The organism is Streptococcus sp. 29887, from assembly GCF_032595075.1.
GTDB lineage: Bacteria > Bacillota > Bacilli > Lactobacillales > Streptococcaceae > Streptococcus > Streptococcus iners.
Genome location: NZ_CP118735.1, coordinates 252,248 through 277,668, shown reverse-complemented (window position 1 = coordinate 277,668; position 25,421 = coordinate 252,248). Strand labels below are relative to the sequence as shown.

Sequence of the window (25,421 nt, the reverse complement as noted above, 5' to 3'; positions counted from 1 at the left end):
TCATTCTCCTTTTGGGTCTAGGTAAACTACTTGTGTCTGCTTTGTAAAACCGATATTTTCGTACAGCCGCTTAGCGATGAGGTTATCATCTTCGACGGCGATTTGAAAAGGTTTGTCGTTTTTCCTGATAAGGTCATTGATGACAGCTTTGACTAAGTAAGTACCGTAACCTTTTTGTTGCTGGTCTGGTGCGATAGCTAAACCGTAAAGGTAGTTATCATCGGTCGATATATCTACTGTGCAAGAACCGATAACCGCTCCGCTATGTTCCAAAAGATAAAGTAAACTATTCGCATCCGCAATGGATTCACGCACGTAGCGGAGCGCCACCTCATAGTCGTTACCGAATGCCGCAGTCTTACAGCGTGCAATACTGTCTGCATGGTGAGCCTGTGCCAAACTTACTGTGAGTTCAGCCTGTTGTGAGAACTGATAAGGCTCTCGCTCACGTCCCAGCCATGTCTCCGTATCCGTATCTTCTACCAAGTTCCATGCTGTCGCAAGGTCTGGGTGCTTGTCCAGAAAGACACGTTCGGTCTGAAAGGTCACACTAGCGATAGGATACATAGCCGTCTTCATCTGGTAGCAATCATAGAGCTTGCGTGCCAGACCCTGTCTGCGGTAGTCTGGGTGCACGAGAATTGCAAGTTCTACATCCTCATCATCGGCATACACAGTCAAGAGCCCCACCAACTGTTCGCCTTGATAAGCCAAGAAAAAAGCTGGCATTTCGGGGTCAAAGTTGAGCATATTTGACAGGTAAGGGGCACGATAGGTTCCATCATGGGTTTGTACAGTACTTATCAGAGTTTTTGCTGCGGATAACTGCTGGGGATTTAGGACATTAGTGGCTAGTATCATGCTTATTTTTCCTCTCTATGGCTAAATCACATAGGACTTACCATATGTGGCTTTCCTACAAATGCGATGAATGATGGCTGGCTTCTCTCAGCTCTGCCAGTTTGGTGGTGTAGTGTTCACGACCACCTTCCATGTCATGAATGACCTTCTCATCTTTTTGACCATGGACACGGACGATTTTAGCCGGCATACCGACCACTGTCACATCTGCTGGAACATCGGCTAGAACAACGGCAGCTGCACCCACTTTAGCATTTTCCCCAATCTCAATAGGACCAATAACTTGAGCGTGGGCAGAAACCAGAGCTCCTTTTCGCACGGTCGGGTGGCGTTTACCGCAATCCTTACCAGTACCTCCCAGGGTCACCCCGTGGTAGAGCATAACACCCGACTCGATAATGGCAGTTTCTCCGATAACTAGACCTGCACCGTGGTCAATGAAGACCCCTGAAGCAATTTCCGCACCCGGATGTATCTCAATATTAGTCCAAAAACGCCAGAACTGGCTGTGCATCCGAGCCAGTAGCTTGAAGCCTTTCTTCCACATCCAATGGGACAGACGGTGGGCAGCCAAGGCCTTGACACCTGGGTAGGTCAAAAGAACTTCCAAGGTCGTCCGTGCTGCCGGATCTTTTTCTTTTACAATCTCAATGGTGTCCTTCCACCAACCCATAGTCACTCCTTCTAGCGAGAAGACAAGCCCGCTACCGAACTTGTCTACTCAGCTTATTTCTTTTCAACCTTGTGGAATTTGAATTCACCAAAGTTGTTGTCTTTTTTCTCTTTGTGGTCTCTTGGACGGCGAGGTTTGTCAGAACGCTCGCGTTTTTCTGGCTCCACATAACCTTCTGGTTTTGGTAGAAGAGCTTTCATAGAAGCATCAACACGGCCTTTATCATCAATCTTGATAACTTTGACGTCAACAATATCGCCAATTTCAACCAAATCTTCTGGTTTATTGACACGGGTCCAAGCCATTTCAGAAACGTGAACCAGAGCATCAGTCTTGTCGAAAAGGTTGACAAAGGCACCGAATTTCTCCAAACGAACCACTTTTGCTTGGAAGACTTCGTCCACTTTTGCTTCACGAACAAGACCTGCAATGATTTCTTTTGTGCGCTCAATTGCAGCACGATCTGGTGAGAAGATAGCCACAAGACCGTCTTCGTCGATATCGATTTTCACGCCAGTTTCTGCAATAATCTTATCAATGGTTTCGCCACCCTTACCGATAACAATCTTGATTTTATCTACATCAATCTTGATAGTGTCAATCTTCGGTGCAGTTGGTGCCAAGTCAGGACGAACTTCTGGGATAGTCGCTTCGATGACATCGAGAATTTCAAAACGTGCCTTCTTAGCTTGTGCCAAGGCTTCTTCCAAGATTTGTGGTGTGATACCGTCAATTTTAATATCCATTTGAAGGGCTGTGATACCGTCACGAGTACCCGCTACCTTGAAGTCCATGTCGCCGAAGTGGTCCTCAAGACCTTGAATATCGGTCAAGACAGTGTAGTTTGTCCCGTCTGAAATCAGACCCATGGCAATCCCTGCAACTGGTGCCTTGATTGGCACACCACCTGCCATGAGGGCAAGGGTACCAGCTGTGATAGAAGCCTGTGATGAAGAACCGTTTGACTCCAAGACTTCTGCCACCAAGCGGATAGCGTAAGGGAAGTCTTCTAGGCTTGGCAAGACTTGCTCAAGAGCACGCTCACCAAGGGCTCCGTGACCAATCTCACGACGACCAGGTGCTCCGTAACGACCTGTTGATCCCACTGAGTATTGTGGGAAATTATAGTGGTGCAAGAAGCGTTTCTTGTACTCATCATCCAAACCGTCGATGATTTGAGTTTCACCCATTGGGGCCAAGGTCAAGACAGAAAGGGCTTGCGTTTGACCGCGGGTAAAGAGACCTGAACCGTGAACGTTTGGCAAGAAGTCCACTTCTGCATCCAGCGGACGAATCTCATCGACACGGCGACCGTCTGGGCGGACCTTGTCTTCTGTAATCAAACGACGAACCTCTGCGTGCTCCATGAGTTCCAAGATTTCATGAACGTCACGCATGATGCGGTCGAATTCTTCGTGTTCAGCGTATTTCTCTTCGTAAGCTGCGATGACCGTCTCACGCACGGCATTGGTCGCATCTTCACGAGCCAATTTTTCTTCAACCTGCACCGCTTTTTTCAAATCGTCATTATAAGCTGCGACAATCTCAGCCTGCAATTCTGGGTCCACTTGAAGAAGCTCCACATCTGCTTTTTCCTTGCCGACAGCTGCCACGATTTGATTTTGGAAATCAAGGAGTTCTTGAATAGCCGCATGACCTTTCAAGAGGGCTTCCAACATGATGTCTTCTGATAATTCTTTGGCACCAGACTCAACCATGTTGATAGCGTCCTTGTTACCAGCCACTGTCAAGTCAAGGAGGGACGCTTCCATCTGAGCCTTGTCAGGGTTGATGATGAGCTCACCATTGACATAACCGACCTGCACACCTGCGATTGGACCGTTGAATGGAATGTCTGAGATTGCCAATGCCAATGAAGAACCAAACATGGCTGCCATTGGAGCAGAAGCATCTGGATCGTAAGAAAGCACTGTGTTGATGACTTGGACTTCATTACGGAAACCTTCCGCAAACATTGGACGGATTGGACGGTCAATCAAACGAGCTGTCAAAGTCGCATCGGTTGATGGACGGCCCTCACGCTTCATCCAGCCTCCTGGGAATTTCCCAGCAGCGTACATTTTCTCTTCATAGTTGACTTGGAGAGGGAAGAAATCACCCGTCGCCATTTTTTTGGACATAACCGCCGCAGTCAATACTGTTGAATCGCCATAGCGAACGACCACCGCACCATTAGCTTGTTTGGCAACCTGACCAGTTTCAACGACCAATTTCTTGCCAGCAAAAACCGTTTCAAATACTTGTTTTGACATGAAAGTTCTCCTAATTGTTAATTTACGTGTTTTCTACAAAGTTCAACCCAATAGTATTACTGGATTCAGCTTTGCACAAAACCACGTACTAAGTTCTATTGTAGCATAATTTTGAGGAAATGAGGCAAAATTTCTTTAAAAGAAAAGCCACTCCAACGGAGCAGCCTTTCGAGGATAACAAATACTTTTAACTCGTTTAACTTAACGCTTGATAGAGGTCCCAATCATCTTGTAGGTATGGCGACGACCACGGACCGCAACCGACAGTTCAAAAATATTTTCTAGCGGTGCCATACCACCAAAACCAGCATCTCCAATATGATGGATGTCAAAACCAACCATCTTATTCCAGAGACCAATTTGTTTGATAGTCGCAATATCCGAGGATTCCTGACTCGTTCCTAGACCTCCGACAGTGAGAACGCCTTTCTCTTTCAAAAGCCCCACAATCTGCGCACACGTTTCAATGGTGCTTCCTGGTACAGACCCCGGCGATGGAATCAAGACAATATCTGCACCAGCATCCGCAAAGGATAACAGAGCCTCTTGATCAAAAATTGGATCTTTAGAGCCTGCCCCATGCATCTTCCCTGCGATAATCACTCCCTTGAAAATGGTCTTGGCAAAGCGAATAGCTTCTGCAATGGTCTTATTTGTGATCCCTGCGCCTGGGTTGCCTGTGATACAGACAAAGTCAAATCCCTGTTCGTTAAGAGCTTGCAAGGTCTTTGCATTCACCTGGCGACCTTCATTGATCTCCAAGCGCTCTTCTAGCATCTCTGCTTCTAAGTCAATTGGTTCTAGATTGACCCCAATCGGTCGACCTGTCAATTCTCTCAAACGAGCAATTGGCCGATCTGTCACATCCAAGCCTGGAATCTCTGGATGGAGGACATCCAAGGTATTCATCAAAATCAAGTCAGCACCGAATGCTCGTACCAATTCTGCATTGGTTACACCAGGCAAGGCAGAACCTGCATGTGTCACATTTTCGGCCATGATAACTCGACCTTCGCTGGCCCGAATCGCATTGAGCAATCCTTCTCTATCTAGGCCTTCAAAATCACTGGCTACGCAGTTGAGTAATCGTTTCATCCTGCAGCCTCCTCTTCTTCCTTGCGCATCCGGTTATCAATACGTTTGGCAAATGGATAGTAAATCGCTACTGCAATCAGAATATTTACAATCTGTAGAATAGAACCACTAATGTGCCCACCTGTTGATAAATAACCACTAATGATCGGTGGCGTTGCCCATGGAATCATAATCCCAACTGTTTTGTGAACCAGACCCCAATCCATGGCCAAGTATGAAACCGTTGCTGTTACCAGTGGAGTTAAAATAAATGGAACTGCCAAATCAAGGCTCAGTACAATCGGGAAGCCGAACAGCATCGGTTCGTTAACAGAGAAGATATCTGGAACAATCGCCAATTTTCCGAGCGCCTTATTTTGTTGGCTCTTGGCAAAGAAGAAGAGGAAGATGGCTAAACCAATAGAGGCACCACTACCGCCCAACCAAGCAAAGTTATCAAGGAATGGCTTGGTCACGATGAAGGGCAATTCCAGACCTGCTTGCCAAGCTTCACGGTTGGCATCTGTATTCATAAACCACACAGGGTCCATGATGGAGCTTACCAATTGACCACCGTGAACACCAAAGAGCCATACAACTGAGTTGAACAAAACAGCCAGCAAAGCTCCCCATAAGGTATTACTTGCACCTTTCAGTGGCTCTGCCAAAATGACCAGCATGACTTGGAAGATATCTGTGAAACCAAGGGCCTTGAAGAGCAAATCAATACCAGCAAAGCTTGAGATAATCACAAAAGCTGGAATCAAAGAAGTGAAGGACTTCGCCACCATCGGTGGTACACTTTCTGGCATCTTAATCACGATGTTTTTCTGGATGAGGATGCGGAAAAGTTCACCCGTAATCAAGCCTACCACAACTGCCACAAAGAGTCCACGTGACCCAAAATAACCAGTACTCATCATCCCTTCTTGAAGAGGGACTAAAACAAGGTAAGCAGCCAAGGCGATCACACCAGCACTGGTACCATCCACCTTGTAACTATCCGCCAAACGCTTGGCAATCCCAAATACTGCGACCAAGCCCATGATGCCAAAGGTACCTGTGATCAGACCACCCAGATAACTCATGGCTCCTACCTCTGTTAAAAAGGCTTCCCAAGCAGGGACAGGGAAACTTTGAATAATCACAAAGAGACTTCCCACCAAAATCAATGGCATGGTCAGAACCATTCCATCACGCAAGGCAATAATGTGTTTTTGTTGACCAATTTTGTAAGAAAATTGCTCTATCTTATCCAAAAACGTTGTTTTCATACAACTAACCTCCTTTTATTACGATTGATAAAGTGACAAGGCCAAATCCAAGACGGCTTCACCATTGAGCATACCGTAGTCACGCATCGGAATCACATCCAAGGGCTTATCTCCAGCCAGAGACTCAATATCCCCACGCAAGAACTTAATTTGCGGCCCTAGCAGTATAACATCTGCCTTACCGACATTTTGTCCCGCTTCATCCGCAGATACCGCCCAAATAGTGGACTCCAAACCACGACTGTCAGCCGCCTTTTGCATCTTGGTTACCAAGAGGCTCGTGGACATTCCAGCCGAACAACACAACAAGATATTGATCATATCTCTTTCTCCTTTTCTCCTAATTTTTGATATAGATCCAATAGATAACGTGATAAGTCACGAATCACCAAGGTTGACATGAGATGATCTTGGGCGTGTATGAGCAAGAGATTAAGCTCTGCCTTATCTCCTCTGAATTCTCCCTGTATCAGCTCCGTCTGCAAGCGGTGGGCTTCTACAATCTTATCCTTGGCCATGTCCATTTGCTGACTAGCTGCCTGCAAATCCCCTACGCTAGCCAAGCGAATCGCTTCCATGTAGTCCGACCTAGCATCACCTGAATTGGCAATAATTTGCATCGAATCTTCCACATTAGTAAACATACCCCTTCAACTCCTTTTCCTTAATTTTTTGCAAAATCACTTGTAAATTGTCAGCAGTTGGTGCTTGCAAGAGCCCATCCACATAAATATCTTCAATCATAAAAGTCGATAAAATTTGATAAATCAATCTGCTGACAGGATCAATCGTCGGAAGAGACGCCAGCACAACCACGCGCACCTCTGAACTTTCCCAGTAAACAGGACGATCCAATACAGTAACCGAAACAAAGTGTTCGTCTACCTTTCCCTGTGGGTGCAGAAGAACCATCTTATGCCCTAACTGAGTAACCCCCATAGAAAGGCGTTTGAGAACTTTTTCTGTCACATCAATCCCACGCACCTGCTCAATATGCCGACAAATATCTTCTACCAACTGCTCCTTACTCTCAAAGGGCAGCTGATCCAGGAAAATCACTTCTTCCAGCAACTGATTCACAAAGAAATTTTCAGTTGTTGTCAACTGCTGTTTAATCGCTTCCTTATCCCGTTCCTCTAAAAAGTAGGATACATAGTGTGGATTATAAGGAGTTAATACTGGCAATTCAACGGTCGAGACAATGCAGTCATAGGCCGACAAGTCCTGCTGGGCAATCTCTTCTGGATTGCAGACAGTTACTTGGTGAATGTAGCGGCCAAAAAGACGCTGATAAGTGGATTGGAGGAAATCCTTTCCGCTCTCACTATCAAAACACACCACCAACATATGCTTTTTCAAGTCCTTAATCTGTGAAGTACAGGTCGCAAAGATGAGGGATAAAAAACCAATCTCATCTTCTAAAATAGGTGCACTCCATTCTCTAGCTAAAGCCCCTGACAGTAGACTGGCCATGACAAACTCATTTTTAAGGTTCTGTTTGATTTCAGCTAATAGCGGATTTTTTAGAATCACTCGATTTTTCACTCGTTCATGAAGCTTTTGCACATGAGACCAGAGGCTATTGATAAAATCCTTATCCCTACTAAAATCCAAACCAAAGGCTTCTTCTACCATAGACAAACAAAGATTGAGCTGCCGATTACTCGCTAAAGAAGATACCTTGACCCGAAAAGAGTTGATCGTTTCTTCTATGCTGACAATATCTGCTGTCTGCAAGCCCCATCCGTATTTCTCAGATAAATCAGCCAAACCTGTCTTACTTGAAACAGCCACCTCTGGTAAGCCATACCCTCGCTGAACCCTTGTCAAGGTCGCTCGTAAAATAGACAAGACATTGGCACGGTAAAAATCCGTCTGTACACCTTGGATGAGTAAGAGTTGCTCAATTGCTATTTTCTCCTCTTTGGATAAATCGTATAGCTCTACCCCTTCCACCAAGACCATCATCAAGCGGATATCTTTCTCCTGGCCATCCAGATACATCCCATAGTGGGGACGTGTTTTAATATCAATCTGATACCGCTCCAATAATTCTCGCAGAGCACGAACAGTATTGGACAAGGTTTTTTTAGAAATATAAAGGGCTACTTCCACTTGTTCTGACTTGACATAGGGCTGTTTCAATAACTCATTAAGCAAGTAAATTTGACGTTGCTCAGCACCAGATATGCCCTGCCTACCGTCTAATTCAGCCACTAATTTTTGGTAATGGTCTTGCTGACGAATCTGCAAACGATAGCCCTGTCCTGTTTTGGAAACAATGGAACCAATCATCTGTTTGGCCATGCTCTCGTTAAGATGGGCAATGGATTTTTGAACCGTCTTGACACTCACGCCAATCTTTTGAGCCAGTTGAGCAGAGGTTACATAGCCTCCTTTTTCTAATTCCTTAAGGATAAGCCATTCTCTTTGATACATATCGACCTCCTTATCTTTATTGTAACCGCTTTTATTTTTTTCTTCAATAGCGACTTTTACCTTAATCATTAAGGAAATTTTTGCTTCAAAACAACTAAAAACAGCGAAATAAATCGCTGTTAAAAGAATACTACCTCTACCGGACCCATATATAGGGGAAGAAAGGCAACAAAATCAGTATGGAAATGACCGAGAAGATGGCATTATCTCCTTTTTACGGCACACAAAAAGCCCTTGCGGGCTTTTTCTTAACGACGGAGTCCGAGTGAGTGAATCAATTCACGGTAACGGTTAACGTCTGTGCGGCGTAGGTATGCCAACAAGTTACGACGGCGACCGATTTTTTTCATCAAACCACGGTAAGTTGCGTGGTCTTTTTTGTGTTGTTTGATGTGGTCGTTAAGGTGGTTGATTTCCCAAGTAAGTACTGCTACTTGTACTTCAACTGAACCTGTGTCGCCTTCATGACGAGCATATTGTGCCATGATTTCATTTTTTTTCTCTTTTGAGATTGCCATGATATGTTCTCCTTTGTTTTTGAGCCTAATCCGAGTGACAGGTTGGCGACCTGTAACCAAGAAAAAGCTAGATTTGTCCTTTTGGACCTCATTTATTCTATCAAGGATTGTCTTTTTTGTCAACTGATTTGAAAACTAGCTGAGCAGCTCTGCTATTTTCAAAAAAAGCCAGCTTTTGCTGACTGTTACTTTAACTTATTCTGCTTTTGGCAAGATAAGATTGAGGACGATGCCGACAATGGCTGAGAGGGCTGTTCCTGACAGGGTAATGGCACCGATGTTGAGTACTGCACCACCAAGGCCTAAGACCAGCATAGAACTTGCGATAATCAGGTTGCGGACTTGACCGAAGTCAACACGGCTTTCAATCAAAACTTTCAAACCGTTTGAGGCGATAACACCGTAGAGCAAGATAGACATACCACCAAGAACAGCACTTGGAATAGTAGAGATAAGGGCTGTAAATTTACCCAAGAATGAGAAGGCAATGGCAATCAAGGCTGCGTTACGGATAACGGATACTGATGCGATACGGGTCATACCGATAACCCCTGTATTTTCACCATAAGTCGTGTTAGCAGGTCCACCGATAAAGGCTGATACAGCAGTCGCCACACCGTCACCAATCAAGGTACGGCTGAGGCCTGGCTCCTTCAAGAACTGGCGACCACAGATTTGGCTGAGAACCGTGTGGTCTCCGATATGCTCCGCGATGGTCACCACCGCGATTGGCAAGATGGCAATCATTTCTGGACCAAAGTAGAAATTGTAGGCCTTGAAGGCACCAGTTTCAAATGGTAGGTAGAAACCTGGCAGTTCAAACCAAGCTGCTTCCATCACAGGTGTGAAATCAACTAGTCCAAGGAAGATGGCAATCACATAACCACCGACGATGGCAATCAAGAAAGGAACAATCTTGGCGAAACCTTTCCCTTTGGTATTGACAAAAGCCACAATCAAGAAGGTAGCAATAGCCGCTACGACATTTCTCCAGTCACCGTCTGCGACAAAGCCTGCCGAAGTCACAGCAGAGTTGGCAAGACCAAGTCCAATCACGATAATCATAGGACCGATGACAATCGGAGGCAAGAGGCTGTCAATCCACTTAGTACCGATAACTTTGACAAGTGCTGCGATCAACACATAAATCAAGCCGACGAAGAGAATACCTGTCTGCGCTGCTGACACATCGCCACCCATTTCCTTGATAGCAAGCGCCATAGCCGAAATGTAGGCAAAGGATGAACCCAAGTAAACCGGAACCTTGAACTGCGTCGCTACTTGGTAAATCAAGGTTCCAATACCTGAGGCGAAGAGGGCAACCGAAACTGGCATACCGAGAATCAAGGGCACCAAAATCGTCGCACCAAACATAGCGAACACGTGCTGGAAACTCAACAAAATCCCTTGAAGCGGGGCTGGTTTCTCATGGACATCAAACAAAAGATCGGCTTTTGTACTCATAAATCTCCCATTCTGGGTACACAAAAAGACCCAGACTTTCTAAATATACATAGTCATAGGCCCTTAATGAATTATCCTGTTGTCTTTCTCACCTCACGGGATGAGTTTAAAAACCTACGCTTTTGGTATTGTAACACAAAGAGGAAGTTTTTTGCAAGGAATTTTGTAAATTTTTATTTTTCTTGGAGACAAGACTAGCAAACATAAGGGGAATAAACTGAAATTCAAAACTTCCGAAAAAATCAAATATTTTTCGTACGATCTATAAATCCCTTAACTAACATTAAAATCTTATCTTCATGCTCTCTGATTGTCCCACTATTCCAATTGTCGTCAGAATTTCCAGTAAGTTTAGCCATCCATTGCAGTTTTAGACTTTGGTTTCCAAATATCTTTTCCCATTGGCTATACTTGGCCTGAGGTCTAGAATTCCCAAACTTCGAATTTTGACTGTCCGTGATAATACAAAGGTTTCCGAAAGAATGAAGCAGACTATCAGACATTCTTAACATCCCACTATCTTCAAAATTTGGATTCTGAGGATACCAGTGTTCAACGGAACGACGATAAGTGAATCTAAAATTCCTTGAATCAAAAAAGTACTCCTGTAGATTATTTTGATTTTTCCATAAGACATAATCAATAAAATTGAAAGCATAGATAGGCATATTAGGGTAGCATCTAAATTCTTGACCATCTTCTGTAAATAACCGACCATCAGCATATCGAACTGCCAATGCTTCTAGAAAAATTACAAACTGGTGTCCAAATGCTTCATCTTGCAAATGCTCAACATTCTCGAATAGATAGACCAAAGTCTCATATAGCCAACGACTATCTCGATTTGATGTAAAGGTCACTGCAAACATAGACTGGAGCATAATAATGGTATCATTCACTGCTTTATCCGAAAAAGTATTATTCTCAAAATGTTCTTTTACAAAGTAAGACGTATATTTTTGGTTATTTCTCTGATATTCGTAATAAGTCCCCTTCCTGAGAAACCAATCATTTTGGGAACGCCTTGAAGTATCTTCGCTTGCGTTTCTAATGACATAGTTATCAAATAGGTGTCTGATGCTTAATAACGTTTCCGAGAAGTAAATGACCCAATCCCTTCCTTTTTCACTTACCATAAAAACATCAAGTAGTTTCTTATCATCTAATTGAACATCTTGTGGGGAAATATTTTCAATAATAGAAACAGTATACAAGAGTAGTGTTTCAAAGTTAATGACGGTTGTATATTTTCCAGTTTCTTTTTCGTCTACGATGTCATCAAAGACCAATGAACTTGAATCTTCTAGGGTATCTAATATACTTTTTTTTGAACTATTTGTGTTATCAATAAATCGATAGATATTGGCTAATTTATAATTTGAAAAATGCCAACCAAAAATGTTTTCTCTTTCTTTAAACGTTTCCTTTCTTTTCTTTCTCATTTGAAATGATTTAACTACCGGCTTCTCGAAGTCTGCACAGGCATCCCAGATTTTAGCAAACTTAGCAGCTTCATCATCGTCAAGCTTCGCCATCAATTGAGCCTTAATAATTTCATGAGCTTCCAATTGCTCCCCTCTTGAATTAAACCGCTCAAAATAAAGATTCAAATCTAAGTCAGTAGGTAGCATATTTCTAAAAATAATGACGTGTTGAAAGAGGTACTCAGCATATACCGTCACTTCCATTTTAAACTGTTCGGACAGAATTTTATTTAGTGCTAATTTGGTGTTTTGGTAACCTCTAATAATCTCATCCATATTCTCAAATTCAGCACTACTATTTTCAAATAACTGCTGCAAAGATGCATTGGACTGCTTACGCGCTTCAAAATTTAAGAGTTTCAAGTCAGGGATCTCAATGTGATACTCATTTCTCAAAACCAATGCCAACAAAGTCAAAGCTGTTGTTCTCTGTTGCCCATCAATAATATGGTACATATTTCCTTTTTGATGAACAACCAGTGTTCCGATATAATAATCAGGACGTTTTTCACGTTCGTTGTAAGCGTCTGCTATGTCAATAAGCAATTGCTCAATCTCATCATATGTCCATGAAAAATTTCGCTGATAAAGAGGAACAATGTATTCATCTTCAGTCAGAAGTTTTGTAACTGTCAAAGTAGCTGTCTTAGTCATTTATTAAGCTCCTCTTCCTCAAGAATTTTCTCCAAGGTAAAATGTTCAAATTGATCACGATTGATTTTCTGCAAAAAATCGCTTGGTGTACTAGCATGTTGTAATAGCTGAAATAATTTTTGAACTGTACGCCGTTGAAAAATTCCACCCGCAGCATAATTGGCTAAAGTGCTATCATAAATGGCACGCGCTTTTATACGTGGATAATAGGCCCATATAAAAATTGTTTCAACAATATCTTTATCTAAAGCTCCCTGACCAAATCTATCCACAAAAAGCAATACTAGATTATCGAATAAATTACGATTCCGGTTATAACGTTGTTTAGCAGAATGCAAAATCTTGAGCATTTTGGAATCTAGACTGAGACTTTCAAACCAAGTTTCTCTATGTTGAATCATTTTGTGTGACTGATTAATATAAGAGAAAAAGTACTCTCCATCAATAATTGGCATCGTTAAAGAAATAGGATAATCAATATTTTGTTCTTTTAATAGTCTAAAGAGATTCAAATAAGGGTATGCGTTATGATGTAAACCGACACCTTTAAAATCATCGATAAAATCTTCTGTAAAGCGAAGGTATGAACCCTGACGACGTTTAGTCAACCCAGTTTCACCAATTGACCACCGTCGCACTCTAAAAAGATATTGGTTAAATAAATCTTTTAAATTGACCTTTTCGTCTGTAACAATTTTTTCCCAATTTTCGATTAAATCTTCACTGATTTCAGAGGCATTTCTCAAATGATAGGCTTTAAGCAGGTCGTGTGGCTCTAGAGCTTTTCCTCGATTGTTTTGAGAATCAAAAAGTTGGAAAGCTTCAGATAATCGATTATGTGGCATTGTAATAACAGCAATTTCACAATTTTTAAGAAGAAAGTCACATACTTTTTGCGCCTTTTCATCATCTAGGTCAATCAGTATTTTCCACTCTTCAAAATTTTCCTTAGCATGTTGACACGAAACCACGTCAAATTTTTGATTTAGTAACTGCTGGGCACCGATATAATCGTTCAACTTCCCTAAAGCCTGTAAAAATAATGCAACGGAAATAGTCCGTTGTTGTCCATCAACAATATCTAAAGTTTGTTTTTTATCATGTAAAATAAGAGAACCAACTTGATAAATGTCCTTTTTAGAGTCTATAACTTCTTTGACATCATAGAATAAGTGGCGAATGTGTTTTCGTTGCCATTTATAAGGGCGTTGATAATTTGGGATATGGAGCCTATTGTCCTTCAAAAGTTCCTCTAACGTCATATGCCTCAAAGTAATATCAGTCATTCTACTTATTCTCCTATTTTTTCTCTACACTTGCATTCGGAATCATTTTCGCATGCATCTCCGCAGCTGTTTTATCGTAAAACGGTCCTGCAATCGTATTTCCAAATTGATCTACCACAATCCATTCTTGCATATACTTCCCCTCCTTTCAATCAAGAGTTATAGTACTGATACAACCATTCTAATACACAGAGTGGACAAATAGTGTCCCCTATATCTAATTTTTATAGTTTTCTTGCATATTTTTGAGGAAATGTTTCATATCTTCTACAAGCGAAGCCGGGGAAAGCACAGTCAGTGCATCTGCCTGACTCAGCAACCAACGTTTTAAGCCTGGTGTGTCTTGACTTACAAATTCAATGATGTTGCCTTCGGAGTTGATTTCGATAATCTTTGCTGTCGGAAATTGATCCAAGACAATGGTTGGATCATAGCTAAATCTGACTCTTATGGTTAATTCCCGTCCCATAAAAGAATCCACGCGCTTATTCCGTACCTCACCATCTCGAAACTTTTTGCCATAAGAAATATCCGGTTTCTTCTCAGTCGAAACTTTCCATTCTAAAATCCGATCTAACTTTAAAGTCATATAGGATGAATGTTTTAGATTATAAGCTACAAGGTAAAAGTAATGACTATCGTAGTAGAGTGACACAGGAAAAACTGTGTGTTTCTTTTCTACATTGTAGGGAGATTGGTAGCGAATATCTAATACCAATTCCTTACGAATGGCCTCTGACCATTCCCAAATCTTATCAATCCTGTTTTGAGTATCTGAAAGCGGGGCATAGTTTAAGAGTTCACTGGCGATAATGGCAGAAATTTCTTTCTGTTCGTCTTTCGATACTAGTGCAAATAAACTATCTAAAACAGCCCTATTCTCTTCCTTATTCAAAGCACGATTTTCTAGTAAAATTTTAGAAATAGTCAGAATTTCCTTTTTGTTAAAAAGAGACTTCCCTTTTAAAAAGCGAGTATGGTTCTTAGAATCATAGGCTAACTCTGCTGCAATCATCGGCTGACTTTCGATAAATCCTCCTAGCAGAGCAAAATCTCTCTGAATTGTCTTCTCACTGACTCCAAATTCATCTGCCAACTGTGACTTTTTCAGATGTGCTCCTGATTGTAAACGTAAAAATATGATTAGTAGTCTTTCCTGATCGTTCATAGAAACCTCAATTCTAAAAAGATTATAACACTCTTAGCAAGTCAAATTCAATAAATTTCCTTGGTAGAGAATCTTGCTTAATGAGTCGTTTGAATTATCAAACTCGCAACCAGTTACCAGTAATTTTCCGCCTGTTTCTAGATAACTTTCCAAAATTCTTGCCAACTTCTTTTGAATCGCATCGGTACTATTATAAAATTCTTCAATATTTTCAATCATCACAACATCAAATTCTTCTAGAAAATGAACATTTTGTACTATTTCTATAGCCAGACTGACTCCGACTACTCTTTTCACTTTCCTATTCATCTCTCGATAGTAAAATTCTATGTGGTCAACAAAGCTCTTTCTGATGTGATCAACATCTGAAATAATATATAAAAGTTGTCCGATATAGCTCTTTTGTGGGATTCCAAAAAAATCACTCACTTCCCGATTGATACTGTCAAAAGAGCTTCTCACCTTGGTATCCGAGTCCAAATTTCTGTATAGCAAATCGATAAATATTTCTAAAATTTCCATATCATTAAACACAGTATTTTCGTTCAAACCATTGTTATTCATGTGTAATTCCTTTCTTCTATCCCTGTAATCCAAAACCTATTAACCGTTGAGTTGATTCCAACTCTGATAATTCTTGGATGCCATTTTTAATATCAGCTTCTATTACGACATTCATCTCTGTTTCATCCAAATCCCTCTTACCTAGCCTTTCCATTACCCGAGTCGCCTGTTGATACAAGATAGCTTCTATTAATTTACGAACATAGCGTCCATTACCAAAATGCTCATTTCTAACACGACTCGAAAAGTGCGAGCGCAATGCACTCTCACAGCTCGATTCAATGGAATAGCCCTTATTGCTCAACATCATTCTAAAAATTTCACACAGTTCGTCCACAGAGTAATCTTCAAAATGAATGATTTTTGAAATTCTAGATTGTAATCCCGGATTCGCATCTATAAAATTGTGCATCAAATCTTTATAACCGGCAAAAATAACAACTATCTCATTGCGACGATTTTCCATTTCTTGAATAATGGTGGGTATAGCTTCATTGGCAAAATCTCTTTCACTCTGTGGAATCAGACTGTAAGCTTCATCGATAAACAGTACGCCACCACTTGCACTATCAAATACCTTTTTTATTTTTGGTGCTGTTTGGCCAACATATTCCCCAATAAGGTCTGCTCTTCCAACCTCTACTATCCTATTTTCTGCGATCAATCCATGTTCATACAGGATTTCTGTATAAAGACGAGCTACCTCTGTCTTACCCGTCCCTGGATTTCCTGTGAATAACAAGTGCCCATTACTTTCTTCAACATGATAGCCTCTTTCTTTCCTCAGTTTCGATAGTTGTTCAAAAGCAACTTGTTGTCTGATTAATTTTTTGACAGATTGAAGACCAATCATTTGATGTAGCCTCTTCCCAGCTTGGCCACATTTGCTTTTAGATTGTTCCTTTTGCAAACTAAAGTGACTCAGATCCAGCAATCCATTTTCTTGACAATAATTGGTTGCCACCGCATATTCATGGATTCTCTGAACCATTCGTCGAATATCTTTTGCATTGTTGAGATTTGAAGCCTTTTCTACATACTCCCTAACAATTTTCTTGTCTATACTAATTCGTCTTTTTGCTAATAGTTGAATAGCAATTTCAACCAGTTCGTCATTTGTATAAGGAGGAAACTCGATTCTATTTACATTATAGTATTCCTCCTCTAATTCCATTTCTATTTTTTTAGCTTCTTCAGTCGATTGGGCAATTAGAATACAAATATTATTCTCCTTCTTTGTATTGATATTAGCGAAAAGTTCTAATTTAGGACGAGCTCTTGCTTTAAAATAGTCATAAACAACTGGAAATTGCTTTTCATCAGTCTTGGGAAGAAAATATTCGCTACAATGAGTATCAATTGCTTTCAAATCGAACAATCGTTCTAAATATTGAAGGGCATATTTTCGCCCACTCCCCTTTTGACCGTTGAAAATTAAGAAAAATGGCTCTTTCGTATGCGATTCTAAATCGTTTGATTGGTAGTCTAAATAGTTTATAAGATGCTGAATGCTATTTTTAAAGTCGCTGAGTCCAATCATATTTTCTGATAAAACATCCTCATTCGGAGTAAGACCTTGCTTATCTTCCTTTGATTGCTTCAATAAGAAATAACCAAATTCTCCCAACTGTTCACGTCCAACTTTGTCAATAAAATCATCCTCAGTTATTGAAGAATAGCCATCTAAATAGACATCCACTTCCCAAAGTGACTGAACCTTTTTTGCTATTTCTCGTTTTGTATTTGTAGCTCCCGTTACAATAAATAAATCTTCTTTTTCCTTCAAAAAATACATCCAATTATTTTCTTGTGCGAAAGATTCACTCGGTCGCTCTAGTTGCTGTACATCTCCCATTAGTTTTATGTGATAATAGTTCATCTTTACCCCTCTATTCTGATATTCTCAATAAGAAGTATATAAAAATAGATGGACAAAATATGTCCATCTTCGCTTATTATTAAACCTAAGTGTTATTCCACCCTACTTTATTTTCAGTGTAGCTTGGCTCAAGAGCAATACCACTGCTTAGAATTCCTTCAGTAAGACACAGACAGCACACTGTTCCGTTCATTCTCTCAATAGAAGAAGACCTGCATTAGATTTTCAAAAAATAAATATATCCAAACAAATCTCCCTACTCCACACTCTTAATCCGTTTCTTAATCTTCTGACCAAACTCCATCATTCTCCGCTTTTCTTCTGGCCAGATTTTAGTCACGCGATCCACGGCGATGATAAAGATGACAATGACTGCATAATCTTTGGCACTATCAATCACACCTAGGTTTTCCAAAATCGTCAAGAGCAGGTAAAAGCTAAACAAGATGGTCCGTTTGGGCAGAGCCATCAAAAATTCAATGCCAGCCTTATAGCCAAGATAAATCTGCCGATTAAGCCCCTTGGCGCGTTCCAACCGCCGATTGAGAAAGGCACGAATGCGGCTATAAAACCAGTCAGAAGTAAAAAATAGAGACTGGATGGCTATGGCAATTAGGGATAAATTATTGGCATGTTCAACGCTCATACCAGACACCCTAGCAATGATGTAGGTCCAATCCCCATTATCAATCCATATCCAAATCGAAAGATAAACAACTGCTCCTGCTACCACAATCAAGGGCAGGGCACGAAAAATTTTTTCAATATTTCTCATAATTCCACCCCAAAAACTTCTAATTGCTTTAATTCGGCAGCAGTCAACCTGCGGTATTCTCCAAGCGCTAGTTTTGGATCTAAGCGAAGAGGCCCCATGGTCAATCGTTGCAAGTCGGTCACCGTCTTTCCGCAGGCCTGCACCATGCGTTTGACCTGGTGAAATTTCCCTTCTCGGATGGTGATGTCAACCAGCGAGGTCTGCTTAGCTTCATCTGTCGATAGGATGGTCAACTGGGCTGGCTGACTGGTAAAGTCTTTCAGCTCAATTCCTGCCGCAAATCCTTCGACATCCTCTTGGGTCATGATCCCGTCAACCTGTGCACGGTAGAGTTTATCAACATGTTTTTTCGGAGAAAGCATGGCATGAGCCAGCTGACCGTTGTTGGTCAAGAGGAGCAAGCCATGGGTATCAATGTCCAAGCGTCCAACTGGAAAGACTTCCTTATGGCGAGCTGTATTATCTAGAAGGTCCAAGACAGTCTGATGACGGTCATCCTCGGTTGCTGAAATAACTCCTTTGGGTTTGTTCAATACATAATAAACAAAGGTCTCATGGCTCAAGACCTGGCCTGCTACTGCAATCTGGTCCGTCTTTTCGTCAATCTGTTGCTTGGGGGACGTTTCTACTTGGCCATTGACCGTGACTTGCTTGTTTTTCAGGACTTTCTTGACTTCTGTTCGACTGCCGACACCGCAATCCACTAAAAATTTATCTAATCGCATACGAGTTTCTTTTCCATTTTGATATATTCTGCTTGCTGTTCTCTTTCTGTAAATCCAAGAGCATGAAAGAGGGTTTGAGCTGCTTGATGAAAGCTGGCAACTGTCAGTTTGATACTAACTGGCTGAACATGTTCCACTATGTAGTCTTCAATAGTCTGATAGAAAGCTCTGCCATTTCCCTGACCTGTCAAAGACGGTTTCATGCCCAAACGAATGTCAACGGTCTCGCCATCTTGGTCAATACAGAAATAGCCCATGAGGGCAGCATTGCGGATGACTGCAAAAAAGCGACCCCCACGTGCTTCTGGTGAAATCATCTCAGCATAAATCTTGGGGTTTGCACTAATCGTATAGGCATCCAAAGGTGGTTGATAGCGCCATTGGTTAGCAATTTCCAATGCCAGATCCTGGGGCAGGGGCATGATGTAAAAATAATCCATTCTTCGGAAATTTTTTGCCAAATTTTTAATCCGACGGTTTTGGGTGGCGTAATGATCTGTCTGATAGACATAATCCACATAGCCCAACTGATAAGAGGGAATCATGTCTTTAAAAATCAACTGAGCATCCTCGGGAAAGCGAAGTATTAATTCATTTAAGCGGTTGTTTTCTAACATAGGTCTATTATACCAAAAAGGAGCGGAAATCCGCTCCTACTTCTTCAGTTGTTTATAAATCAAGCCTGCACTAATCAAGGCACAGCCGATGGCGTAAATCCCAAAGGCACCTGTTGGGGTTGGGTTGAGTTTTTCTAGATAAGTCGGCAAGATGGCAGATGTGGCACCGCCAATATTGCAACCCATGAGAACGATGGTCATGACCGTATTGAGCAAGGCCTTGGGTGCCCGATCCGTTACCTGACTAAAGACAATGGTTAGAATGATGCTGTAGAAAAATCCTGACACCATACCACCGAGTCCCAGCACCCAGAGATTATCCGCAAAGGCAATGCCGACAACCGCAAGTCCAAAGACCACATAGGAAACTGCCAAAAGCCAGCCCTTCAACCGACCAACCAAGCTACTAAAGACCGTCCCTGCCACAATCCCCATGACCTGCATAAGACTGAGAATCAGACTGGCTTGCTGAGCAGTACCGATACCCTTTGCTAAAACAATCTGAGGAATACGAATGGTTAGGAAGGTATTGACATTGATAACAAAGAAGGCTAAGAATGCCAGATAAATGCCCATCTTCCACATGGTCTTGTCCAGTTTGACCTTGGGCGCGTTCTCCTCAACTTTTACCTCCATGCGAGCAAGTAATTCTTCCTTGGGCACAAAGAGAAGGAAAAGAGCCAAGATGACCAAGGCAAAAAGGTAGACCAAGAAGGCAGGTTGCCAACCAAATTGAGTCAACCAACCGACAAGAAGCGTTAAGCCTGCGCTTCCCAAAACCTCTGCTGAACCACGCAAGCCCATCATCTGCACCCGCTCCTGACCAGTGAAAAAATTACCGATGATATTAATAGCACGCGCATTGATTAGGCCAATCCCCAAACCAAGCAAGATGCGAGCCAATAAAATCAGAGGATAAGCAGTTAGAAACACCGGTAAAGCACCGCCGATGGCCATAAGCAAAAGCCCTACAATGATAATGTTTCGTTCCGATAAGAAACGGACAACCAAACCATTCATCAAGAGTGCTGCCATAATAGCAAAAGATGTCACCGTAATTAAATTTTCTACCTGACCAGCCGCTATTCCTTCCTGGGCAAAATGCTCAATCATCTGCGGAATGGCTGGTGAAACTGCAAATGTCGAAACCAGCATAGTGGACAAGCCCAGCAAACTGACTTTTTCTAAAATTCTTTTCATTTTTCTCCCTTTCAACGTTCGTCTTTTACTAGTATAACAGATTTGAAAACGAATAGATAGAAAAGTCCGACTTTTATTCTCTCCCATTTCATGCTATACTTATCTTAACTATATTCAAAGGAGAGAATCATGTCTGTTATTGAACGATTAACAAAAGCTGCCCATTTGATTGACATGGATGACATCATCCGTGAAGGGCACCCAACCCTACGTCAAGTTGCTGAAGAAGTTGTATTTCCCCTATCTGACCAAGAAATCATCCTAGGTGAAAAAATGATGCAATTCCTCAAACATTCGCAGGATCCTGTCATGGCGGAGAAAATGAAACTCCGTGGCGGAGTTGGTCTAGCAGCACCTCAGATTGACGTTTCCAAGCGCATCATCGCTGTCTTGGTCCCAAATCCAGAAGATGAGGAAGGCAATCCACCTGCCCAGGCCTACTCCCTCCAAGAGGTCATGTACAACCCTAAAATCGTGGCACATTCTGTCCAAGAAGCGGCTATGGAAGGGGGCGAGGGCTGCTTATCCGTTGACCGCGAAGTCCAAGGCTACGTAGTCCGCCACGCGCGCGTGACTGTTGACTACATGGACAAAAATGGAGAAACACACCGTATCAAACTCAAAGGCTTTAATGCCATCGTGGTCCAACACGAAATCGACCACCTCAACGGTGTCATGTTCTACGACCGCATTGACCCAGAACACCCATTTGCCGTTAAAGAAGGCATGCTGGTGATTGAATAACTAAAGAAAAATCACATCGCCTACTGAAAAACTCCCAACAGAAAACAAGCAACAATCCTGGAGGTTTTTATGAATAAAATAGACATCAAAAGCTTAGTTAGCGTGTTCCACGTTTCCGATTTCAATCGATCCATTGAATGGTATAAAAAATGGCTAGGAGAACCCACCAATATTCCAATGGAAGGCATTGCAGAGTATGAAATAACACCCCGTTCCTGGTTACAATTGTCCTGTGATGAAGCAAATCAAGATGGAGCTGCTAATATTGTTCTCTGTGTTAACGATATTTATCAAACCAAAGAAAGTTTGGAATTAAATGGAATCGCAACTAGCGAAATCCTTGATTATGATATTGTCTTAGTTTTTGATATTTCAGATGAAGACGGAAACAAAATAACCTTTTCCCAAGAGCTATAGTTCCTATCTGACATAAAGAATCCTTTCAAATTTGACCAATAGCAAAAAACTTTTTGATATTCCTCAAAAAGTTTTTTCTTTTTCATGAAAATAGCAGAGCTAACTGCCTAAAGATTTCCTGCCCATCCAAAATCAGATCTTGAAAGAGGAGATAGTCCAGCAGAGCCAGCAAACCAGCTAGTAGGATGAAAACCACTAAGCGGTTTGAAAACCGAACTTGCAAAAGATGATTGAGACTGACTAGTACAATTTCCAAAACAAGCAAGCCAAGCACCATCCACAAGAGATAAGGAGCATTGGGCAGGAACCAAGCCCAGAGTTCTTGTCCCCTCAGGAGTTCAAGAAAAATACCCCTCTCCGAATGGGAAAGCAAGATAAGGCCATCTTCCAGATAACCGATTCCTCCGATCAGACTATTGACTAGGAAAAGACTAGCTAGAAAGAGCATTGTAAAACCAAGTGCCTGGCCCAGTCCCAGCAACCATTTGGTAAATAGAACATGACGCAAATCCACAGGCTGGGTCTGATAGAGACGCCAGTTTTTTCCTGCAACCTCCACCGCCTTGCCCCGACTGCCAATCCAAACCGCCAGCAATAGCAGCACCAAATAAGCCGGACCATCAAAAAAAGAGCGCAGGCTGCCGATACCTGACAGATCTCTGGAGCGGTCCCAAGAGGGATCATCTACTGGAACCAAGGCATCATTGGTATCAAAACGATTTTCCAAGCTGGGCAAAATGACATCCTTGCCCCGCTTAGTTGCTGGCACCCCAGCCTCCATCAGCTGCTTCCAGTAATACTGACTGACCTGATTGCGGGTCTGGTAACGGCGAAGATTATCTACCGTCTGGGTGGCCCCAATATCACCATTGGCAAATGCCTTCTCCTCCCTAGCCCATAGATAGACCTGCTCTGTCTCCAGCATAGCAAGGTGACTGGCTGGCAAAGCATTAGGATTGTCCTGATAAACCTGCCACTGCTTGACATATAGGTCTTTATAGACACGATATTCTTGCAAGAGACCAAGCCTCAGCTCCAACTCCTCCTGATAGCTCACGTCCTCTTTGACCAACTGCCTCAGACGGTTGATTTCCGACTGCAAAACCTCCACATATGCCCCATTCTGCTCATAGGACTGGGCAACCAACTCCATCGAAACCCTCTCCTCCTGGGCAACCTCTTGCTTTTGTAGGCCTGTTACTAGGGAAAATAGCAGAGCTAGGAGCAAGTTGCCTAAGACGAGCCCTTTCCAAGAATTGATCCGACTAAGGATGAGAACATCAAAAGACCAAACCTTGTCCAAACGCCCTGTGTCTAACTCCTTCTGATGCCCCACGGTCAGGACCAGCCTTTTCTTTTCTGTCAACACATAATAAGCAAGGAAAAATCCAATGGTCAGCAGGAGCAAGACATCCACCTCTACCAAGACCTGTGAAAATGTACCTGTGTCTAAAAAACCAGGAAAGGCAAGCAAGGGCAGAATTTGACCTGACCAACCAGCTACTGCACCGGCCTGATAGGAAATGCCCAGAGCTAACAGTAAGCCCGTCACCACAAAAGTCAGCCGACTGGCTAACAAGTGGTCCAAAAATCCAAAAAGTAGGCGAACAGCTAGAAGCAAGACCAGCCAAAAACCAAGCAAGATAAGCCCGTAAAGCCCAGAACCTATCAACTGACTCTGACCCAAAATCTCAACAGGAGCTTGAAAACTAGATACAGCCAACTGACCTGTCAGCCCATCATAGACCAGGATAAAGAGCAAACCTATCCCCACAGCCAGTAAAAGCGAAAGCAAGGAAGCAGCCAACCGCCTGACCCCCTGCAAACTCAAACTATCCCATTGTCGCAACTGCCAAACTTGATGCGCCAGTATCTTTTCCACCAGCTGATTGGCAAGTAGAAAACCAAGCACCAAAAATACAGGAAGAAAACCAAACAAACTTTCTAAGTAGGCTTGAACAATACGCCCTGTTGACCAAGCTTGATTTTCAGGACCATCTGCTAATTGGTGTTCAAGTAGCCAGTCATTCCATCTGGCCAAACGTTCGACTTCCGTTTGCGTCAAGGAATTCCGAGTTTGAAAGTTTTTCCGATAGTGACCGATAAAATAATCCAGGTCTTGATACATGAGTTTGCGGTAGTTGGGGATAGCTTCAAACTTCCCCTCATCCAAGGCCTGACTGATACTTTCAATATCGGATTTCAAGCCCAGCATCCGTGGTGCTTCTTCTGACCCCTCTTCAATTTTTATATCTGCCAAGACACTAGCCAAGGCATTCAGTTCTTCTTTATAGGTTTCCACATAGGCCGCTTGGTGGACTTGGCGCTGAGAAACAGGAAGGTAGGCCAGACCTAGAAAACCCAGCACGAGCAAGCAATAGAGTGGTGACCAGAGAATTTTCTTGATTTCAAAGTGCAGCCTCATGTCCCCTCACCACCTTCCTCCACATAGAGATCACGGTAGAGGGACTCCATATAGTCGCTGGCTTTTGTAAGCCCAGCCACCTGCTGGATGGGAATACGATCCAAACAATCCAGTAAATCTCGCTCGGGCAAGAAAATTTCCACCAGACCCTGCTCTGCCTTTTTCCACAAGAGTTGCGGATAATCCCGTAAAAACTCCTGAACCTGTTTGGAGTTTTCCACAGCAAGATGGTAATCATAATCCGCAGTCAACTCCACTTCTGTGGCAATCAACTTGCTGGCCTTGAGAAAATAAACCTGATTGGTCAGCTTCTCAATCTCCGACAAATGGTGGGAAGAAAGCAAAATAGCAACACCTTCTGCCTGTAAATTCAGAAGAAATTCCCGCTGCTGGATGATATTGGTCGGGTCCAAGCCGATATGGGGTTCATCCAGCAACAAGAGCTTGGGCTTGGGAAGGACAGCCATGGCAAAGAGCAGCTTCTGCTTCATACCCATGGAATAACCAGCCACCCGCTTTTTGACATAGTAGCCCATCCCCAATTCTTCCACCAACGCATCCACTTCCTTTTTCCCCAACTTGTGGGTCGCAGCCACATAGGTCAGATGGTCATAACCCGTCAACTGTGGATAAAGTGCTTGGGCATCCAACATGACAGACATATCCTGAAAAATCGCTCGGTCACTATTAGGACGACCATTGATAGTTACCGACCCACGGTCAGCGGTTTCTGTATTGCTGATGATATTCAGGAGGGTGGATTTTCCCACACCATTGGGACCCACAAGAGCCACCAAGTCCCCCGCTTGCAACTCAAAGGACACATAGGACAAGACCTGGTGGGCACCGTATCGCTTGCAGACATCAACTACTTTTAGCATAGAAACTCCTTTCTTGGAGAAATGGC

Annotated in this window: 23 protein-coding genes; 2 read left to right on the top strand and 21 right to left on the bottom strand. The window is 42.5% G+C overall.

Annotated elements, in window-relative coordinates:
- The 19 genes from PW252_RS01415 to PW252_RS01325 all read right to left on the bottom strand — a co-directional run bounded on the left by PW252_RS01415 (nucleotide 1) and on the right by PW252_RS01325 (nucleotide 20,928).
- Nucleotides 1–861 (bottom strand): GNAT family N-acetyltransferase, encoded by an 861-nt coding sequence (locus tag PW252_RS01415; RefSeq protein WP_248051268.1) that lies wholly within the window; start codon nucleotides 859–861, stop codon nucleotides 1–3.
- 55 nt (nucleotides 862–916) lie between these two features.
- Nucleotides 917–1,534, bottom strand: a complete 618-nt coding sequence (cysE, locus tag PW252_RS01410) for a serine O-acetyltransferase (RefSeq protein WP_024390851.1) — start codon at nucleotides 1,532–1,534, stop codon at nucleotides 917–919.
- Between the two features lie 53 nt (nucleotides 1,535–1,587).
- Nucleotides 1,588–3,807 (bottom strand): polyribonucleotide nucleotidyltransferase, encoded by a 2,220-nt coding sequence (gene pnp, locus PW252_RS01405; RefSeq protein ID WP_248051270.1) that lies wholly within the window; start codon nucleotides 3,805–3,807, stop codon nucleotides 1,588–1,590.
- 201 nt (nucleotides 3,808–4,008) lie between these two features.
- A complete protein-coding gene (locus PW252_RS01400) occupies nucleotides 4,009–4,902 on the bottom strand; it encodes a DUF7916 family protein (RefSeq protein ID WP_024379146.1) in 894 nt (297 codons plus the stop codon).
- On the bottom strand, nucleotides 4,899–6,155 hold the full coding sequence (locus PW252_RS01395) for a PTS sugar transporter subunit IIC (RefSeq protein ID WP_029694185.1): 1,257 nt from the start codon (nucleotides 6,153–6,155) through the stop codon (nucleotides 4,899–4,901). Before PW252_RS01395 ends, PW252_RS01400 begins: the two co-directional genes overlap by 4 nt.
- A gap of 18 nt (nucleotides 6,156–6,173) precedes the next feature.
- The gene (locus tag PW252_RS01390; RefSeq protein WP_032512675.1) at nucleotides 6,174–6,476 is read right to left on the bottom strand and encodes a PTS sugar transporter subunit IIB; all 303 of its coding nucleotides are present in this window, start codon (nucleotides 6,474–6,476) and stop codon (nucleotides 6,174–6,176) included.
- Entirely contained in the window at nucleotides 6,473–6,799 is a 327-nt protein-coding gene (locus PW252_RS01385; RefSeq protein WP_024379143.1) for a PTS lactose/cellobiose transporter subunit IIA, read from the bottom strand. The genes PW252_RS01390 and PW252_RS01385 overlap by 4 nt, the downstream gene beginning before the upstream one ends.
- A complete protein-coding gene (locus PW252_RS01380) occupies nucleotides 6,789–8,594 on the bottom strand; it encodes a BglG family transcription antiterminator (RefSeq protein ID WP_248051272.1) in 1,806 nt (601 codons plus the stop codon). The genes PW252_RS01385 and PW252_RS01380 overlap by 11 nt, the downstream gene beginning before the upstream one ends.
- A 248-nt stretch (nucleotides 8,595–8,842) precedes the next feature.
- The gene (rpsO, locus tag PW252_RS01375) at nucleotides 8,843–9,112 is read right to left on the bottom strand and encodes a 30S ribosomal protein S15 (protein ID WP_002938849.1); all 270 of its coding nucleotides are present in this window, start codon (nucleotides 9,110–9,112) and stop codon (nucleotides 8,843–8,845) included.
- A 195-nt stretch (nucleotides 9,113–9,307) separates the two neighbouring features.
- On the bottom strand, nucleotides 9,308–10,576 hold the full coding sequence (locus PW252_RS01370; protein ID WP_248051274.1) for a uracil-xanthine permease family protein: 1,269 nt from the start codon (nucleotides 10,574–10,576) through the stop codon (nucleotides 9,308–9,310).
- 242 nt (nucleotides 10,577–10,818) lie between these two features.
- Nucleotides 10,819–12,714, bottom strand: a complete 1,896-nt coding sequence (locus PW252_RS01365; RefSeq protein WP_248051276.1) for a GmrSD restriction endonuclease domain-containing protein — start codon at nucleotides 12,712–12,714, stop codon at nucleotides 10,819–10,821.
- Nucleotides 12,711–14,000 carry a DUF262 domain-containing protein gene (locus tag PW252_RS01360; RefSeq protein WP_248051277.1) on the bottom strand — a complete coding sequence of 430 codons (1,290 nt, stop codon included), beginning with the start codon at nucleotides 13,998–14,000 and terminating at the stop codon, nucleotides 12,711–12,713. The genes PW252_RS01365 and PW252_RS01360 overlap by 4 nt, the downstream gene beginning before the upstream one ends.
- Nucleotides 14,001–14,217: 217 nt before the next feature.
- Nucleotides 14,218–15,168 carry a helix-turn-helix transcriptional regulator gene (locus tag PW252_RS01355; RefSeq protein WP_248051278.1) on the bottom strand — a complete coding sequence of 317 codons (951 nt, stop codon included), beginning with the start codon at nucleotides 15,166–15,168 and terminating at the stop codon, nucleotides 14,218–14,220.
- A gap of 33 nt (nucleotides 15,169–15,201) precedes the next feature.
- Nucleotides 15,202–15,732, bottom strand: coding sequence for a hypothetical protein (locus tag PW252_RS01350; protein WP_202106649.1), 531 nt, complete (start codon nucleotides 15,730–15,732; stop codon nucleotides 15,202–15,204).
- 16 nt (nucleotides 15,733–15,748) lie between these two features.
- Nucleotides 15,749–17,611: an AAA family ATPase gene (locus tag PW252_RS01345; protein ID WP_248051279.1), complete on the bottom strand. Its 1,863-nt coding sequence runs from the start codon at nucleotides 17,609–17,611 to the stop codon at nucleotides 15,749–15,751.
- Nucleotides 17,612–17,867: 256 nt separating this feature from the next.
- Nucleotides 17,868–18,377, bottom strand: a complete 510-nt coding sequence (locus PW252_RS01340) for a hypothetical protein (protein WP_316716859.1) — start codon at nucleotides 18,375–18,377, stop codon at nucleotides 17,868–17,870.
- A gap of 5 nt (nucleotides 18,378–18,382) precedes the next feature.
- Nucleotides 18,383–19,111: a pseudouridine synthase gene (locus PW252_RS01335; RefSeq protein WP_248051282.1), complete on the bottom strand. Its 729-nt coding sequence runs from the start codon at nucleotides 19,109–19,111 to the stop codon at nucleotides 18,383–18,385.
- Nucleotides 19,102–19,728 (bottom strand): GNAT family N-acetyltransferase, encoded by a 627-nt coding sequence (locus PW252_RS01330; RefSeq protein ID WP_248051283.1) that lies wholly within the window; start codon nucleotides 19,726–19,728, stop codon nucleotides 19,102–19,104. The genes PW252_RS01335 and PW252_RS01330 overlap by 10 nt, the downstream gene beginning before the upstream one ends.
- Nucleotides 19,729–19,764: 36 nt before the next feature.
- Nucleotides 19,765–20,928, bottom strand: a complete 1,164-nt coding sequence (locus PW252_RS01325; protein WP_248051285.1) for an MFS transporter — start codon at nucleotides 20,926–20,928, stop codon at nucleotides 19,765–19,767.
- Nucleotides 20,929–21,057: 129 nt separating this feature from the next.
- Between PW252_RS01325 and def the strand changes: the two genes are divergently transcribed.
- Nucleotides 21,058–21,672: a peptide deformylase gene (gene def, locus PW252_RS01320; RefSeq protein ID WP_029177339.1), complete on the top strand. Its 615-nt coding sequence runs from the start codon at nucleotides 21,058–21,060 to the stop codon at nucleotides 21,670–21,672.
- Nucleotides 21,673–21,741: 69 nt separating this feature from the next.
- Nucleotides 21,742–22,089 (top strand): VOC family protein, encoded by a 348-nt coding sequence (locus PW252_RS01315; RefSeq protein ID WP_248033074.1) that lies wholly within the window; start codon nucleotides 21,742–21,744, stop codon nucleotides 22,087–22,089.
- Nucleotides 22,090–22,171: 82 nt separating this feature from the next.
- Here PW252_RS01315 and PW252_RS01310 read toward each other — a convergent pair whose 3' ends face one another.
- Together PW252_RS01310 and PW252_RS01305 are read right to left on the bottom strand one after the other, a co-directional pair.
- The gene (locus PW252_RS01310; RefSeq protein WP_248051287.1) at nucleotides 22,172–24,514 is read right to left on the bottom strand and encodes a hypothetical protein; all 2,343 of its coding nucleotides are present in this window, start codon (nucleotides 24,512–24,514) and stop codon (nucleotides 22,172–22,174) included.
- Nucleotides 24,511–25,395: an ABC transporter ATP-binding protein gene (locus PW252_RS01305; RefSeq protein WP_024401934.1), complete on the bottom strand. Its 885-nt coding sequence runs from the start codon at nucleotides 25,393–25,395 to the stop codon at nucleotides 24,511–24,513. The genes PW252_RS01310 and PW252_RS01305 overlap by 4 nt, the downstream gene beginning before the upstream one ends.
- Between the last annotated feature and the right edge of the window lie 26 nt (nucleotides 25,396–25,421).